This window comes from Mycobacterium sp. SMC-16 (genome assembly GCF_046250085.1).
GTDB lineage: Bacteria > Actinomycetota > Actinomycetes > Mycobacteriales > Mycobacteriaceae > Mycobacterium > Mycobacterium phocaicum.
Map to the genome: position 1 here is coordinate 1208281 of NZ_CP176427.1, position 16126 is coordinate 1224406.

Annotated in this window: 12 protein-coding genes; 7 read left to right on the forward strand and 5 right to left on the reverse strand. The window is 67.8% G+C overall.

All coding sequences use genetic code 11. The features are described 5' to 3' along the window. Positions 1–63 precede the first annotated feature (63 nt). Positions 64–2643, forward strand: a complete 2580-nt coding sequence (locus ACJEIK_RS05965) for a bifunctional FO biosynthesis protein CofGH (RefSeq protein WP_409431187.1) — start codon at positions 64–66, stop codon at positions 2641–2643. Between the two features lie 127 nt (positions 2644–2770). Beyond that, positions 2771–3232, forward strand: coding sequence for a DUF2231 domain-containing protein (locus ACJEIK_RS05970; protein WP_061005150.1), 462 nt, complete (start codon positions 2771–2773; stop codon positions 3230–3232). A 122-nt stretch (positions 3233–3354) separates the two neighbouring features. On the opposite strand, the gene ACJEIK_RS05975 is transcribed toward ACJEIK_RS05970, so the two are convergent. Both ACJEIK_RS05975 and ACJEIK_RS05980 read right to left on the reverse strand, forming a co-directional pair. Continuing rightward, complete coding sequence (locus tag ACJEIK_RS05975; RefSeq protein ID WP_138249641.1) at positions 3355–5382, reverse strand: NADPH-dependent 2,4-dienoyl-CoA reductase; 2028 nt, start codon at positions 5380–5382, stop codon at positions 3355–3357. After that, the gene (locus tag ACJEIK_RS05980) at positions 5379–5945 is read right to left on the reverse strand and encodes a PadR family transcriptional regulator (RefSeq protein WP_064860503.1); all 567 of its coding nucleotides are present in this window, start codon (positions 5943–5945) and stop codon (positions 5379–5381) included. The genes ACJEIK_RS05975 and ACJEIK_RS05980 overlap by 4 nt, the downstream gene beginning before the upstream one ends. A 257-nt stretch (positions 5946–6202) precedes the next feature. On the opposite strand from ACJEIK_RS05980, the gene fdxA reads away from it, so the two are divergent. Both fdxA and dapC read left to right on the forward strand, forming a co-directional pair. Continuing rightward, the gene (fdxA, locus tag ACJEIK_RS05985) at positions 6203–6523 is read left to right on the forward strand and encodes a ferredoxin (RefSeq protein ID WP_029121628.1); all 321 of its coding nucleotides are present in this window, start codon (positions 6203–6205) and stop codon (positions 6521–6523) included. Between the two features lie 2 nt (positions 6524–6525). Next, on the forward strand, positions 6526–7629 hold the full coding sequence (dapC, locus tag ACJEIK_RS05990; RefSeq protein WP_064860517.1) for a succinyldiaminopimelate transaminase: 1104 nt from the start codon (positions 6526–6528) through the stop codon (positions 7627–7629). Between the two features lie 3 nt (positions 7630–7632). Here dapC and ACJEIK_RS05995 read toward each other — a convergent pair whose 3' ends face one another. Together ACJEIK_RS05995 and ACJEIK_RS06000 are read right to left on the reverse strand one after the other, a co-directional pair. After that, the gene (locus ACJEIK_RS05995) at positions 7633–8928 is read right to left on the reverse strand and encodes a DUF1214 domain-containing protein (RefSeq protein ID WP_267324851.1); all 1296 of its coding nucleotides are present in this window, start codon (positions 8926–8928) and stop codon (positions 7633–7635) included. Beyond that, entirely contained in the window at positions 8918–10027 is a 1110-nt protein-coding gene (locus tag ACJEIK_RS06000; protein ID WP_323848628.1) for a sulfotransferase, read from the reverse strand. Before ACJEIK_RS06000 ends, ACJEIK_RS05995 begins: the two co-directional genes overlap by 11 nt. 151 nt (positions 10028–10178) lie before the next feature. Between ACJEIK_RS06000 and ACJEIK_RS06005 the strand changes: the two genes are divergently transcribed. After that, positions 10179–11219, forward strand: a complete 1041-nt coding sequence (locus tag ACJEIK_RS06005; RefSeq protein ID WP_323848575.1) for a TIGR03617 family F420-dependent LLM class oxidoreductase — start codon at positions 10179–10181, stop codon at positions 11217–11219. A gap of 16 nt (positions 11220–11235) precedes the next feature. Then, positions 11236–11679, forward strand: coding sequence for a MarR family winged helix-turn-helix transcriptional regulator (locus ACJEIK_RS06010; RefSeq protein WP_267324952.1), 444 nt, complete (start codon positions 11236–11238; stop codon positions 11677–11679). Between the two features lie 4 nt (positions 11680–11683). On the opposite strand, the gene ACJEIK_RS06015 is transcribed toward ACJEIK_RS06010, so the two are convergent. Continuing rightward, on the reverse strand, positions 11684–12610 hold the full coding sequence (locus tag ACJEIK_RS06015; RefSeq protein ID WP_409431188.1) for a LysR substrate-binding domain-containing protein: 927 nt from the start codon (positions 12608–12610) through the stop codon (positions 11684–11686). A 69-nt stretch (positions 12611–12679) separates the two neighbouring features. Between ACJEIK_RS06015 and ACJEIK_RS06020 the strand changes: the two genes are divergently transcribed. Further along, positions 12680–16117, forward strand: a complete 3438-nt coding sequence (locus ACJEIK_RS06020) for a bifunctional proline dehydrogenase/L-glutamate gamma-semialdehyde dehydrogenase (protein WP_267324853.1) — start codon at positions 12680–12682, stop codon at positions 16115–16117. Positions 16118–16126: the final 9 nt, after the last annotated feature.

Genomic DNA, 16126 nt, shown 5'->3' on the forward strand with positions numbered 1-16126 from the left:
GCGCAGTGGTTTCAGAATGTGAGACGCGTGGATGAACGTCGACTTCAGCGGGGTTACACGGAAGTGGCTCTGAACCCCCAGAACGGCGCCGACCTGCCTCTGCCCGTGGTCCCACCGCTCGCCGCCCCCGCATCGTCGTCCGCCTTGCGTCGCGTCCTGCGCCGCGCCCGTGATGGCGTGTCGCTGAATGTGGACGAGGCCGCCATCGCGATGACGGCCCGCGGCGACGACCTCGTCGACCTGTGTGCGAGCGCGGCCCGTGTCCGTGACGCGGGGCTGGAGGCAGCGGGACGGCGCGGCGCCGCCGGCCGGTTGCCGGTGTCGTATTCGCGCAAGGTCTTCATCCCTGTCACGCATCTGTGCCGCGACACCTGCCATTACTGCACGTTCGTGACGGTGCCCGGCAAGCTGCGCGCCCAGGGCATGGGCATGTACATGGAGCCCGACGAGATTCTCGACGTGGCCCGCCGCGGCGCCGAGATGGGTTGCCAGGAGGCGCTTTTCACCCTCGGTGACCGCCCGGAGGACCGCTGGGACGAGGCCAAGCAGTGGCTCGACGAGCGTGGCTACGACTCGACCCTGGATTACGTGCGGGCCATGGCGATTCGCGTCCTCGAGGAAACCGGTCTGCTGCCGCACCTGAACCCCGGTGTCATGAGCTGGTCGGAACTGTCGCGGCTCAAGCCGGTGGCGCCGTCGATGGGCATGATGCTCGAGACGACGTCGCGCCGACTGTTCGAGACCAAGGGGCTGGCGCACTACGGCAGCCCCGACAAGGACCCGGCAGTGCGGCTGCGCACCCTGGACGACGCCGGCCGGTTGTCCATCCCATTCACCACGGGCCTGTTGGTCGGTATCGGTGAGACCCTCACCGAGCGGGCCGAGACCATGCACGCGATCCGCAAGTCGCACAAGGAATTCGGGCACGTCCAGGAAGTCATCGTGCAGAACTTCCGGGCCAAGGATCACACCGCCATGGCGGCGACGCCCGATGCCGGGATCGACGATTTCCTGGCCACCATCGCGGTGACGCGCCTGGTGCTGGGCCCCAAGATGCGCATCCAGGCGCCGCCGAATCTGGTGTCCCGCGAGGAATGCCTGGCGCTCATCGCCGCCGGTGTCGACGACTGGGGTGGCGTGTCGCCGCTGACCCCCGACCACGTCAACCCGGAACGGCCCTGGCCCGCGCTCGACGATCTGGCTTCGGTGACGGCCGAAGCCGGTTACGACCTGGTGCAGCGGTTGACGGCGCAGCCGTCGTACGTACAGGCCGGGGCGGCGTGGATCGACCCGCGCGTGCGCGGACATGTCGACGCCCTGGCCGATCCGGAGACCGGGTGGGCGCGCGACGTCAACCCCGTCGGTCTGCCGTGGCAGGAACCCGACGAGGCGTCAGAGTCGTTGGGCCGCACCGATCTGCACACCGCGATCGACACCGAGGGCCGGCTGACCGAGATGCGCAGCGACCTGGGTAGCGCGTTCGGCGACTGGGAGTCCATCCGGGAGAAGGTCTCCGAGCTCGCGGCCCGTGCGCCGGAGCGGATCGACACCGACGTGCTCGCTGCCCTGCGGTCGGCGGAGCGTAACCCGGGCGGCTGCTCCGACGACGAGTACCTTGCCCTCGCCACCGCCGACGGTCCGGCGCTCGATGCCGTTGCGGCGCTGGCGGATTCGTTGCGGCGGGACGTCGTCGGCGACGATGTCACGTTCGTGGTGAACCGGAACATCAACTTCACCAACATCTGCTACACCGGCTGCCGGTTCTGCGCCTTCGCGCAGCGCAAGGGTGACGCCGACGCGTACTCACTGTCGACCGACGAGGTCGCCGATCGGGCCTGGGAGGCGCATGTCGCCGGGGCCACCGAGGTCTGCATGCAGGGCGGCATCGACCCCGAGTTGCCCGTCACCGGATATGCCGACCTGGTCCGCGCAGTGAAGAAGCGGGTGCCGTCGATGCACGTGCATGCCTTCTCGCCCATGGAGATCGCCAACGGCGTCACGCGCAGCGGCATGTCGGTGCGGGAGTGGCTGACGTCGCTGCGCGAGGCCGGCCTGGACACCATCCCGGGCACCGCGGCCGAGATTCTCGACGACGAGGTCCGCTGGGTGCTCACCAAGGGCAAGCTGCCGACCGCCGAGTGGATCAACGTGGTGACCACCGCACACGAAGTGGGGCTGCGGTCGTCGTCGACGATGATGTACGGGCACGTCGACACCCCCAAGCACTGGGTGGGACACCTCAACGTGCTGCGCGGAATCCAGGACCGCACAGGCGGTTTCACCGAGTTCGTGCCGCTGCCGTTCGTGCACCAGAGCAGCCCGCTGTATCTGGCCGGCGGGGCGCGCCCGGGCCCGACGCACCGCGACAACCGCGCCGTGCACGCACTGGCGCGGATAATGCTGCACGGCCGGATTCCGAGCATCCAGACCTCATGGGTCAAGCTCGGCGTCGAGCGCACCCAGGTGATGCTGCAGGGCGGCGCCAACGATCTGGGCGGCACGCTGATGGAGGAGACGATCTCCCGCATGGCCGGTTCGGAGAACGGCTCGGCCAAGACCGTCGCCGAGCTGGTCGCCATCGCCGAAGGCATCGGCCGCCCGGCCCGCCAGCGCAGCACCGATTACTCGCCCCTCGCTGCCTAGCCCTCCCCGCGAGCAGGGGTGCTGCCCCGCGCCCTCTCCCGCGAGCGGGCGTGTCTGTACGGGCTTTCGCGGTGTGTCGCGTGCACTTTGCGCACGCTCGCGCGCCACGAGTGTCACGCTGTGATGCGTGAACACCATTGGTGACCTGCCCGCGCATCCGCTGCTGGTGCACGCGATCGTCGTCCTGACACCGCTGACGGCCGTCCTGACGATCCTGTGCGCCGTGTGGACGGCCGCCCGGGAGCGGCTGGTGTGGCTGACGCTCGCGCTGTCGGTGACGACGGTCATTCTGACGCCGTTCGCGATCGAGGCCGGCGAGGCACTGATCCACCAGCTGCCCAAGAACCCCGTCCTGCGCGAGCATGCCGAACTCGGCGATACCGCAATCTTTTTCGTCATCGGGCTGTTTGTCGTGTCGTTGGCGATCGCTGTCCTGCACCGGTGGGGCACGCGGCTCGGGGACAGGGAGAAGCTGGCCCGCGTCGTGGTCGCGGTGCTGGCCGTGGTCATCGGCGTGGCGACGATCTATCAGATCGTGCGGATCGGCCACACCGGTGCCCGTGCCGTCTGGGGAGACTTCAGCCTGTAGCGCGGGGCGCGGTGTGGGGCGACACTCCTACGCCGAGCGTGGCGCTTGCTCATGACGACACGCCGCGCCGAGCTCGGCAACGCCCACTCTCGACGTAGGGCCGCGAGCCGCACAGTGTTGGACTAGAGCTTGGCAGCCAGCTCGGTGCCCTGGCGGATGGCCCGCTTGGCGTCCAACTCTGCCGCGACGGCCGCCCCGCCGATGATGTGCGGTTCGATGCCGGCCTGACGCAAGCCGTCTTCGAGGTCGCGGACGGACTCCTGTCCGGCGCAGATCACCACGTTGTCGACCTCCAGGACGCGCGCCCCGGACCGGTCCGAACCGAAGCTGATGTGCAGCCCGGCGTCGTCGATCTTCTCGTAGTTGACGCCGGAAAATTGCTGTACGCCTTTGGCTTTGACCGACGCCCGGTGCACCCAGCCGCTCGTCTTCCCCAGTCCGCGGCCCTGGGCGCCCTTGGTGCGCTGTAGCAGGTACACCTCGCGCGCCGGCGGCAGCGGGATCGGGGTGGTCAGCCCGCCGCGCGAGTCGCCGCCGTCGGCGATGCCCCACTCAGCCCGCCATTCCTTGAGGTTCAAGGTGGGGGATTCATCGACGGTGAGGAATTCGCTGACGTCGAAACCGATTCCGCCGGCGCCGATCACGGCCACCCGCTTGCCGACCGCCGCTCCGGTCAGTGCCTCCGCGTACGACAGCACCATCGGGTGGTCGATGCCCGGGATCGCCGGCATGCGCGGCGCGACGCCGGTGGCGAGGATGACGTCGTCGTAGCCGGACAGTTCGTCGGCCGACGCCCGGGTGTTCAGCCGGACGTCCACACGGTGTTTGGCCAGCATCGTGGTGTAGTACCGGAGCGTCTCGTTGAACTCTTCCTTGCCGGGAATCCTTCGCGCCAGGTCGAATTGGCCGCCGATGTGGCCGCCGGCCTCGAACAGCGTCACGTCGTGCCCGCGCTCGGCGGCGGTGACGGCCGCAGCCAGGCCGGCCGGTCCGGCGCCGACGACCGCGATCCGCCTGGTCGTCCGGGTCTTGCCCAGTACCAACGTGGTTTCGTGCCCGGCTCGTGGATTCAGCAGGCACGACACGGTTTTGTGCACGAACGCGTGGTCCAGGCAGGCCTGGTTGCAGGCGATGCAGGTGTTGATCTCGTCGGCGGCGTCGTGCTGTGCCTTGCGCACCCAGTCGGGGTCGCTCAGCAGCGGCCGGGCCATCGAGATCAGCTGCACCGCACCGTCGGCCAGGATCTGTTCGGCGGACTGCGGCATGTTGATCCGGTTGGAGGCCACCACGGGGATGCTCACGTGCTGGGCCACCGCGTTGCTGATGTCCGCGAACGCGCTGTTGGGTACCGACGTGACGATGGTCGGCACCCGCGCTTCGTGCCAACCGATTCCGGTGTTGATGATCGTCGCGCCGGCCGCTTCGATTTCCGTTGCCAGCGTGAGGATTTCCTCCCACGTCTGGCCGTCCTCGACGTAGTCGGCCATGGACAGCCGGTAGCAGATGATGAAGTCGTGGCCGACGGCCTCGCGGGTGCGCCGGACGATCTCGACGGGGAACCGGCGACGCTTCTCGGGGTTACCGCCCCAGGCGTCGGTGCGCTTGTTGGTGCGCGGCGCCAGGAACTGGTTGAGCAGATAGCCCTCGCTGCCCATGATCTCGACGCCGTCGTAACCGGCCTCGCGGGCCAGCAGCGCGCATTTCACGAAGTCGTCGATGGTGCCTTCGACGTCGCGCAGCGCGCGCGGCCGGAATGGATTGATGGGCGCCTTGATCGACGACGCGCTGACCGAAAGCGGATGGTACGCATAGCGTCCCGCGTGCAGCACCTGCAGCAGAATCTTGCCGCCTTCGGCGTGGACGGCCGTGGTGATCCGGCGGTGCCGACGGGCATCAGGCGACGAGATCATCTCGGCGGCGAACGGCAGCAGCCAGCCGGTGCGGTTGGGGGCGTATCCGCCGGTGATGATCAAACCGACGCGGCCCCGGGCCCGCTCGGCGAAGTACTCGGCGAGCTTGCCGGTGTCGCGGGCGCGATCCTCCAGGCCCGTGTGCATCGAGCCCATGATCACCCGGTTGCGCAGCGTCGTGAACCCAAGGTCCAACGGGGACAACAGGTTCGGATAGGGCGTTGAATGCGGCGCGGTCATCGGTTTCCTCTCAATGCCAGCAGAACTTCGTCCAACCAGTCCACCGATCCCTCCTCGGCGCGGATACCGCCGCGCAGCACCAGGTACTGATGCAGCGCGCTGCCGGTGAGCCAGGACGGGTCGGGGAACTGACGTTTCTCATAGCCGCGGTAGGTGTCGAGCAGCGCGGCGCGTTCGGCGCGCAGCGCGCGAATCTGCTCGCACAGGGCTGCGGTGCTGTCCGCGGACCCGTACGTCGCACCGCGCAGTTTCACCGCGAGTTCGCGCGTACGAGCGTCGGTCACGGAACTGCCGCGGCCGGTGAGGGGTTCGGCGATCCAGCGTTCGAGTTCGGCCCGGCCGGCGTCCGTCACCGTGTAGACCTTCTTGTCCGGACGCCCGTGCTGCGCGACGACCTCGACGCTGACCCAGCCGTCGGTGCCCATGGTGCGCAGCGTCTTGTAAATCTGCTGATGGGTGGCGGCCCAGAAGTAGCCGATCGATCGGTCGAACCGGTTGGCCAGTTCGTAACCGGAACCGGCTTGTTCGCACAGCGCCACAAGGATGGCGTGGGGGAGAGCCACGGCCCGAGCCTAGGCGCTACCGGCGGTCCTATGCAACAGATTGCAAAGCGAAAAATGACACGCGTAAAAAGCTGTGGTGGGAACTAGTCGGACGGTATGTGCAACGTCTAGTATCAGTAACCACGCGCCACCCTTCCCGGGCGGCGCGTAAAGTTAGGTGACACTGAGCCAGACGCTTCGGTACGGGCGCACCATACTGACGTCTGCTCGTTGTATTCCTGACGAGCCAGCAGCCCACTGGAACAGGAGAACCACCGGTGACGTACGTCATTGCCGAACCCTGCGTCGACGTCAAAGACAAGGCATGTATCGAAGAATGCCCGGTCGATTGCATCTACGAGGGTGCACGCATGTTGTACATCCACCCCGATGAGTGCGTGGACTGTGGCGCTTGTGAGCCCGTCTGCCCCGTCGAGGCCATCTACTACGAGGACGATGTCCCCGATCAGTGGAGCGGATACACCCAGAACAACGCTGACTTCTTCGCCGAGCTCGGCTCGCCGGGTGGTGCGTCGAAGGTCGGCCAGACCGACAACGACCCGCAGGCGGTCAAGGATCTCGCGCCGCAGGGCGAGTGACCCTGTCCGCTCGAACCAAGGTCTCGGCTGCCCTGCCGGTGTTCCCCTGGGACACCCTGGCTGACGCAACCGCGACCGCGCGTGCCCATCCGGACGGCATCGTCGATCTGTCCGTCGGCACGCCTGTTGACGACGTCGCGCCGGTGATCCGGGAGGCGCTGGCCGCTGCCAGTGCCTCACCGGGTTACCCGACGACGGCCGGTACGCCGGCCGTGCGCGCGTCGGCGGTGGCTGCGCTGCAGCGCCGCTACGGCATCACCGGCCTGCCGGAGCAGGCGGTACTGCCGGTCATCGGCACCAAAGAGGTCATCGCCTGGCTGCCGACGCTGCTCGGGTTGGGGGCCGCCGACACCGTGGTGGTGCCCGAGCTGGCCTACCCGACGTACGACGTCGGTGCGCGGCTTGCCGGTGCCCAGGTGCTGCGCGCCGATTCGCTGACCCAGATCGGGCCGCAGACGCCCGCGCTGGTGTACCTGAACTCGCCCAGCAACCCGACCGGCAAGGTGCTCGGTGTCGACCATCTGCGCAAGGTTGTCGGCTGGGCGCGTGAGCGCGGTGTCGTCATCGCGTCCGATGAGTGCTACCTCGGCCTGGCCTGGGACGCCCAGCCGCTGTCGGTGCTGCATCCCGACGTCTGCGACGGCGACCACACCGGTCTGCTGGCTGTGCACTCGCTGTCCAAGACCTCGTCGCTGGCCGGCTATCGGGCCGGTTTCGTCGCCGGTGACCCGGCTCTGGTCGCGGAACTGCTCGCGGTGCGCAAGCACGCCGGCATGATCGTCCCGACGCCCGTGCAGTCCGCCATGGTCGCCGCTCTCGACGACGACGAACACGAACGCGTCCAGCGCGACCGCTACGCCAAGCGCCGCGACGCGCTGCTGGCCGCGGTCCGCGGCGCCGGTTTCACCGTCGACCACTCCGAGGCGGGTCTGTACCTGTGGGCGACCCGCGGCGAGTCCGGGCGCGCGACGGTCGCGTGGCTGGCCGAGCGCGGCATCCTCGTCGCGCCCGGCGAGTTCTACGGCCCGGCCGGCGAGCAGTTCGTGCGCATCGCACTGACCGCGACCGACGAGCGCATCGCCGCCGGCGTTTCGCGTCTCGCGTAGGACTCAGTACTGGCGGTAGCGCCGTTGGACGTGTTCCTGCCGGATCCGGATCTGTTCGCGACGTTCGTCGGCGCTGACGGTCCGGGTGGCTTCGGGTAGGTGCTTGCGCACCTCGTCGCGGCTGACCACCGTCACGGTCGCGGTGGGCAACTCCGCCGGCGGCTCGCTGTACGTCCACCGCACCGTGAGGAAGCCCTGCGAATGTCCGGCGGTGTCAAGCCAATTCGGCACCTGCGGGTCGACATCGGTGATGACGTAGCGCAGCCGGCCATCCAGGTCGGGCTCGGTCTGAAAGCCGTTGAGGCTGCTGACGTGATTGGCGTAGTCGAGCGATTCGCCCCACAGATTCGACAGGTGGAAGCCCAGATACGCCGGCGACACAGAAACATTGAGCTCTACCAGCAGCGCGTCGTCGGGCCGCAGATCGTAAGTGCCGCCGGAATACACATTGGTGCACTGGCCGCCGCCCGTCGCGAGGTTGGCGGGCATAGGGGCGTTGAGCGCGTTGCGCGGCATGAAGGTGATGCCGTCACCGTTCTTGTCGCCGTGGGCTTCGAGGACGACGTCGTAGAACTCATTCCAGAACTTCATCTGGTTCTCGACGAGGTCACCGATCCGCCGCAGGCGGGTCGCCGTGGACGACGGTGTGAGCGTCGCGGGATGTGTTCCCTCGGCACCGATCTGCACGATGTGGAGGTCTGGGCAGGCTTCGTGCTCCCAATCGTGAAAGAGGATGCGAGCGATCACATATCCGGCGTTCGCGTCTTCGGTCGCGGTGGCGATGAAATTGCCGGTGTGGCCGGCCGGCGGCCGCGGCGCCAGCAGAATCTCGAAGTGGCCATCGTCGTCGACGACAAGCGCTGCAGAGTCCAGCATGCCGGTGACGACGCGCCCGCCCGGGCCGAGCTCGGACAGGGAGCCGGTGTCGCCGGCGTACACCGTGTGCGTCTCGAAGATCATGTACTGCGGCGGTTTTGGCCCCGCCAGCTTGCCGCGAATGCGGTAATTCCGGCTGCCGTCGATGGCTGCCGACAGATAGAGCGCATCGGCGTTGTCGATGGTGGCCTTGTCGATGGGCTGGATGGCGCGCCGGAAGTAGGGAAACTCGGGGTCTTCGGAGAAGGCGCGTTCGATGGCGCTGAACGCGAAACCCATGAGATACCGGTAACCTTCCGCGACGCCGAGTGGGGTGGCCGGCGGCGCGTGCAGTTCGGGGGAGTCGACCGCATCGCGCGCCCGGCCGAGCGCGGCCATCATGTCGGTCCACGCTGCGCGCACGGATTCGAGTTCAGCTGACATGAGCGTCCTTTTCTTCGTTGTCCCAGTGGTATTCGTCAAACAGGCCGGCAAGGCGCCGGTGGATGTCGTGCGGATCGAGCCCGAACTCGGCGAGGCTGTACCGATGCGTGGTCTCGTGGCCGGGACGGCGTTCGGCGGCCGTGAAAGCCTGGTCGGCTTCCGGACCGGCGACGAGTCCGAGGTCGTCATAGACGCGGCGCATGGTCGCCGACGGTGCGCCGACGAGCTCGCGGTAGTCGACGACGCTCGCCCGCACCTCGGGGTGACGTGCCAGCACTTCGAGCGGGTGCAGATAGGTGTCGACCGACTGGTCGGCCAGAACCCGCAGCGAGCCGGCAATCAGCCGGCCATCGCGCCCGCGGAGCGACCACTCGGTCTGCATCAGCTTGAGCAGGCTGGGAATCGTCTCGTACGGATTACGCATCGGCACAATGATTCTCGCGTCGGGGAAGACCTCGATCAGGGTCTCCACCCGTCCGCAGAACGTCGGGTTCTTGCTCAGGTGGGTGCCGCCACCGCGCAGCGCGATCTGACGCCGGACGCATTCCCTGTAGAACGCCATCAGGCGAAGCCGCTTCCGGGCCGGCCACCGGTCGACGTGATAGAAGTCCAGCTCGCCCATGTAGGGGAACGCGACGATCCAGAACCCGGAACTCAGCGACCACGTCAGGAATGCGTCATCTTCCTCAGGGACGAAGAAACCCGTCTTGTGGATGTCCTCGGTAGGGGCGAACACCTGTTCCTCGATGTCGTCGAGCCGCCGGCGCAAGCGTCCGCCGGTCGCGGCGTCGACGCGAAACAGCAAGCGCAGCAGCTTCTTCTCCAGTAGCGACGGAAAGAACAGCTCGTACATCAGGGCGTAGCTGAACTGCGGGTCCTGCGCCATCAAGCGGTGCAGGTACGTCGTCCCGCTACGCGCGTGACCGATGCAGAACGTCGGAGCGCGAACCTCGGTGCGGCGCAACGCCGGAAACAAGATCGGGTCGAGTGCGAAGCACAGTGCGTGCAGTGCCGCCACCAATGGCACGCCGACGGCGAATCGCACAAAGGGTACCCACCGCCGCTGGGAACGGGCGTCCCGCCGCAGTAGGCGAAGCATCGTGACGTAGTTGGACCAGTCGAAGTAGAAACGCGACACAGGTGTTCCTCGAGCCGTGGAGTCGGAATGGGTCTGTCGCCACCGTAAGGAGAGGTATTTGACTTTGTCAATCAATTGACAATGTCAACCAGGCTGGCTAGCGTCCTGGCGTATGCAGGTGTTCGCCGCGATGTCGCCCGAGTTGCCGCTGACCCACGTGCCGGCCTACGCGCGCCGGATCGAGCGACTCGGCTTCGACGGCCTGCACATCGCCGAGACGACGCACGACTCGCTGGCCGTGGCACTGCTGGCCGCCGAACACACTGAGCGACTGACGATCCGGACGGCCGTCACCCTGGCTTTCGTCCGTAGCCCGATGCTCACCGCATATGCGGCCTGGGACCTCCAGACCTTCTCCGGCGGGCGGTTCGAACTGGGTCTCGGCACGCAGATCCGGCAGAACATCGAGGACCGCTTCGGTATGCCGTGGAGCGAACCGCGGGCGCGCATGGTCGATTACGTCAGTGCGCTCAAAGGCATCTTCGAAGCCTTCAGAACTGGTGGGCCCGTGCAGCACGAGGGTGACGCCTACCGCATCACACGCCTGCAGCCGTACTTCAACCCGGGGCCGAATGACATGGCGCCACCACGGATCTGGCTGGGCGCGGTCAATGCTCGGATGTGTGAACTGGCCGGCGGGGTGGCGGACGGCGTTGTCACGCATTCCACCAATTCCGACCCGGACTACCTGAGCGAGGTTGTGCGCCCGGCGCTTCGGCGCGGCGCGGAGGATGCCGGCCGCTCCGGATTGCCGACTCTCGTGGCGTCGGCTGCCGTTGCCACCGGCAGTACCGACCTGCTGGTCGAGCAGGACCGTGAGCGGCAACGCCGGATGCTGGCGTTCCTGCTCTCGACGCCCGCGTACGCGGCGACCCTGAAAAGAAAAGGCTGGCACGGCTTGGCCGACGACCTTCGTGCCCTCATCAAACAGCAACGGTGGCACGACCTACCGACTGTGCTCAGCGACGCCGTGCTCGACCAGTTGGTAACGACCGGGCGATACGATCAACTGCCGAATCTGCTGCGTGCCAAGTACGACGGCATCGCGGGCGGGGTGGTGTTACCGCCGGTCGGTGCGGACGAGAACGAGGATGAACCGGTGCGGTCCTGCGTCCGGGACCTGCGGAACGGAGCGGGCGATGGCGTCGATTAGGGCATCGAAACGCAAGATGGAATCGGTGGATTCGATCAGTGCCGCCCTCGCGCAGGTGGTGCGGTTGAGCCTGAGCCGTGCGGCCTTCAAGCGACAGGCCACCAGTGCCGACACCGAATTGTCCCAGCCGTCCTACGCGCTGCTGCGGGTCCTGATCGACGAAGGGCCGCAGGCTGTCGGGCAATTGGCTGCCACGGCGCACATGGACGTCGGCATGACCACGCGGCGCGTCCAGGCCCTGGTCGACGCCGGCCACGTCACCCGGCATGCCGACGGTAACGACGGGCGGGTGTCCATCGTGCAGGTCACCGAAGCGGGACAACGTGCGGCCGACGCGCTGCAGGACGTCCGTCGCGAACACCTGGCGCGCGCACTCGCGGACTGGACGGCCGACGATCTGCGTCAGCTCGGTGTCTTGCTGAACCGCTTCGTCAACGACACCAAGGAAACTCCGATCTAGCGCCTCAATCCACGTCGAGCTGCGCCGGCACTGCCGAAGCAAGAGCGGCACGGCACGCCACGATGGCCGGTGTCTTGCTGATGGCGGTCCGCGTCGCGGTGAACACCACACGCCGACGCGGATCGACGTCGACGACGCGTACTGCCGGACGGCGCCGGACCCGCATCAGGTCGGGAAGGATGGCGACGGCGTTGCCGTTCTCGATCAGCGCGATCTGGGCTTCCAGGTCGTCGGTTTCGAAGCGCACGTCGGGCTCGAAACCTGCTCGGCGACAAAGCTGTTCGGCCCAGTGCCGGGAAGCGGTGCCTTCGGGCTCCATGGTCCACGGCAGGTCGGCGGCGTCTTCGACCGACGTGATGCGGTCCCACGGCTCTCCGCTCGGTGGTACGGCCAGCCGCAGCAGGTCGGTGGTCAGCGGTGCCCGGTGCAGATCGGGATACGCACGTGCGGCATGGCCCGGATACTCCTCGGCGATCACCAGATCGAACTCGCGCAGCCAGGTCTCGTAGAGCGCCTGCTCCGGTTCTCGTTGCGACATCGTCACGCGCAGCCGCGGATGGCGCGTCGCCAACTCCGTCAGCATCTGTGGCATGAAGGCCGACGCGGCCGATTGGAAGACGGCCAGACGGACGGTGCCGGACGCCTCGTCGCTCTGTACCGCGACGTCGGAGGCGGCCTGCTCGAGCCGCGCCAGGATGACCGCGGTGTGCTCGACCAGCACCTCGGCAGCCGGGGTGAGCCGCAGCCGCCGCCCGACCTTCTCCAACAGCGGCACGCCGACCTCGCGCTCGAGCTGGCTCAACGCCTGCGATATCGACGACGGGCTCTGGTGCAACGCCTCGGCGACCTCGGACAACTTGCCGCGCAGACTCAGCTCGTACAACAGGCGCAGCCTGCGGGTGTCGAGCAGATCGGCACGCTGATGTTTCATCTCTACTTAAACTTTCATGTCAGAAAACATCGCTTTATTTTAAGTGTCCAACACGCTCATGATGGGCAGATGACACAGCTGAGCCGTGAAAAGGACGACCTGCTGAACGAGGTGGTGGGCCAGGTCCGGTCCTGGCTCGACGAGGCCGCCCGCCTGCCCGCCCCCTCGGCCGGCCGGCGCTTGGCGGACGTCCTTCGCGATCCACATGGCCTGGATTTCACCGTCGGCTTCGTCGACCGCGTGATCCGGCCCGAAGACCACAAGGTCGCCGCTGCCAACCTGCGCGCCCTCGCGCGCAACGCCCCTGGCTTCCTGCCGCTGCATGAACGGCTGCTGATCAAGCTCGGTGCCCTGGTATCGGTGATCGCGCCCGGTCTGGTCATCCCGGTTGCCCGGAAGGTGTTGCGCGAGATGGTCGGTCACTTGCTGGTCGACGCGTCCGACGCCCGCCTCGGACGGTCCATCGCACGGATCCGCAATCGTGGCGTCAGCCTCAACATCAACCTGCTCGGTGAGGCCGTGCTCGGCCAGGCCGAGGCGTCCCGCCGGCTGAAGGGCACTGAACAGCTGCTCGCCCGTCCCGACGTCGACTACGTGTCGATCAAGGTCTCGGCCACCGTGCCCCCGCACTCGCCGTGGGCGTTCGACGACGCCGTCGACCACATCGCGGCCAACCTGCTGCCGTTGTTCACCCAGGCGGCGACCGCGCCGACGAAGAAGTTCATCAACCTCGACATGGAGGAATACCGCGACCTGGAGCTGACGATCGCGGTGTTCACCAAGCTGCTCGACCGGCCCGAACTGCTCGGCCTCGAAGCCGGGATCGTGCTGCAGGCGTATCTGCCCGATGCGCTGAGCGCGATGATGCGCCTGCAGGACTGGGCTCGGGCGCGCCGTGAACGGGGCGGCGCCGGCATCAAGGTGCGGTTGGTCAAAGGCGCCAACCTGCCGATGGAACACGTGGAGGCCTCGCTGCACGACTGGCCCGTGGCGACCCTGCCGACAAAACGGGACACCGACACCAACTACAAGCGGGTGCTGGATTACGCACTGCAGCCCGAGCATGCCGCGAACGTGCGCATCGGCGTCGCCGGGCACAACCTCTTCGACATCGCCTATGCGTGGACGCTCGCCGGCCGTCGCGGCGTCCGGGATCGCGTGGAGTTCGAGATGCTGCTCGGGATGGCCGAGGCGCAGGCCGAAGCCGTCCGGCGCACCGTCGGCGGTCTGCTGCTGTACGTACCGGTGGTGCACCCCAAGGACTTTGACGTGGCGATCGCCTACCTCGTGCGCCGGCTGGAGGAGGGCGCCAGCCAGGACAACTTCATGTCCGCGGTGTTCGAGCTGCACGACGACCAAGCGCTCTTCGAGCGCGAGAAGGACCGGTTCGTCGCGTCGCTCGCGGATCTCGTGGCTGAGACTGTCATTCCGGTACCCAACCGTCGCCAGGATCGTCGTACCGACGATCCGCGCGCGGCGATGAGCCCGGCCGGCGGTTTCGCGAATGTCGCCGACACCGATCCGGCACTGCCGGGAAACCGGCTGTGGGGGCGGGCGATCACCGAGCGGGTCGCCGCGTCGACAGCCGGCGTCGAGCTGGTTGCCGAGCACACCGTGTCGAGCGCGGGCGCGCTCGACGGGATCATCACCGACGGGGTGACGGCAGGCGCGACATGGGCTGCGTTGACCGGTGCCGAACGGGCAGCGGTCCTTCGGCGTGCGGCCGCGACGTTGCAGGCGGGGCGGGCGGTACTGCTGGAGGTCATGGCGTCCGAGTGCGGCAAGACGCTCGATCAGGGTGATCCCGAGGTCTCCGAGGCCATCGACTTCGCGAATTACTATGCGGCGCAAGCGGAAAACCTCGACATTGTCGACGGTGCCGTCGCGGCACCGGCGGGATTGACCGTCGTCACACCGCCCTGGAACTTCCCGGTGGCGATCCCCGCCGGATCGGTCCTGGCCGCGCTGGCCGCGGGCAGCCCCGTCATCATCAAGCCCGCCACCCAGGCCAGGCGGTGCGGATCCGTCATGGTGCAAGCGCTCTGGGACGCCGGCGTGCCGCGCGACGTGCTGCAGTTGGTGCACCTCGACGAGGGCGAGCTCGGGACGCAATTGGTATCCGACCCGCGGGTCGCCCGCCTGATCCTCACGGGCGCGTTCGAGACCGCGGAACTGTTCCGCAGCTTCCGGCCCGACCTGCCGCTGCTGGCCGAGACCAGCGGCAAGAACTCCATCATCGTCACCCCGCATGCCGATCTCGATCTCGCGGTCAAAGACCTGGTGTACTCGGCCTTCGGGCATGCCGGACAGAAGTGTTCGGCGGCGTCGCTCGGCATTCTGGTGGGCTCGGTTGCCCGCTCCGCGCGGTTCCGCGACCAGCTCGTCGACGCCGTCACGTCGCTGAAGGTCGGCTATCCGTCAGACCCGACCGTGCAGGTGGGACCCATCATCGAACCCGCCCACGGCAAGCTGCTGCGGGCCCTCACGCAGCTCGCACCGGGTGAGCAGTGGCTGGTGGAGCCGCGCCGACTCGACGACAGCGGACGGCTCTGGTCACCGGGAGTGAAGACCGGCGTGCGGCGCGGCTCGGAGTTCCACCTCACCGAATACTTCGGTCCGGTCCTGGGCCTCATCGCCGCCGATGACCTCGACGAGGCGATGGCCATTCAGAATGAGGTCGACTACGGCCTGACGGCGGGCCTGCACAGCCTGGACCGCGATGAGATCGAACGTTGGCTCGACCGCGTCGAGGCCGGCAATGCCTATGTGAACCGTTCGACCGTCGGGGCGATCGTGCGGCGGCAGCCCTTCGGCGGGTGGAAGAAGTCGGCGGTCGGTGCGGGCGCGAAGGCCGGTGGTCCGAATTACCTGATCGGGCTGAGTGATTGGCGTTCCGCGCCGGCGACCCGGACGGCCGCCATCTCACCGTCGGTGCGCACGATCCTCGACGCCGCAAAGACTTTCGCGCCGGACCCGGGGGCACTGGACTTCCTCGAGCGGTCCTTCGGATCCGACGCACATGCCTGGGCGACGGAGTTCGGCATCGCGCGCGATGTGTCCGCCCTGATGGCGGAGAAGAACGTCTTCCGCTACCTGCCGGTGCCGGTGACGGTACGCGCCGAGAATGCTGATCCGGCGGCCGTGCTGCGGGTCGTCGGGGCGGGAATCCTCGCGGGTTCCCGCGTGACCCTCTCCACCCCGGTTCCGCTCGACCCGTCGGTTGCCGACACGCTGGCCACCGCGGGCGTCGTCTGCCGGGCGGAAGATGCCCCGTCGTGGCGGAACGCCCTGCGGGACAACGCGCCCGGCCGCGTTCGCCTGCTCGGCGGCAGCCGCGAACAGTTCGCTCGCGACAGCGCCGGCAATGTCGGGATCGCGCTCTACGCGGGGCCGGTTGTCGAAGCGGGGCGCGTCGAGCTGCTGACGTTCCTGCACGAGCAGGCGATCGCGGTGACGGCGCACCGATTCGGCTCTCCGACGCCGTTGTCGGAGAATCTCTTCCGGTGACGTCGAGTC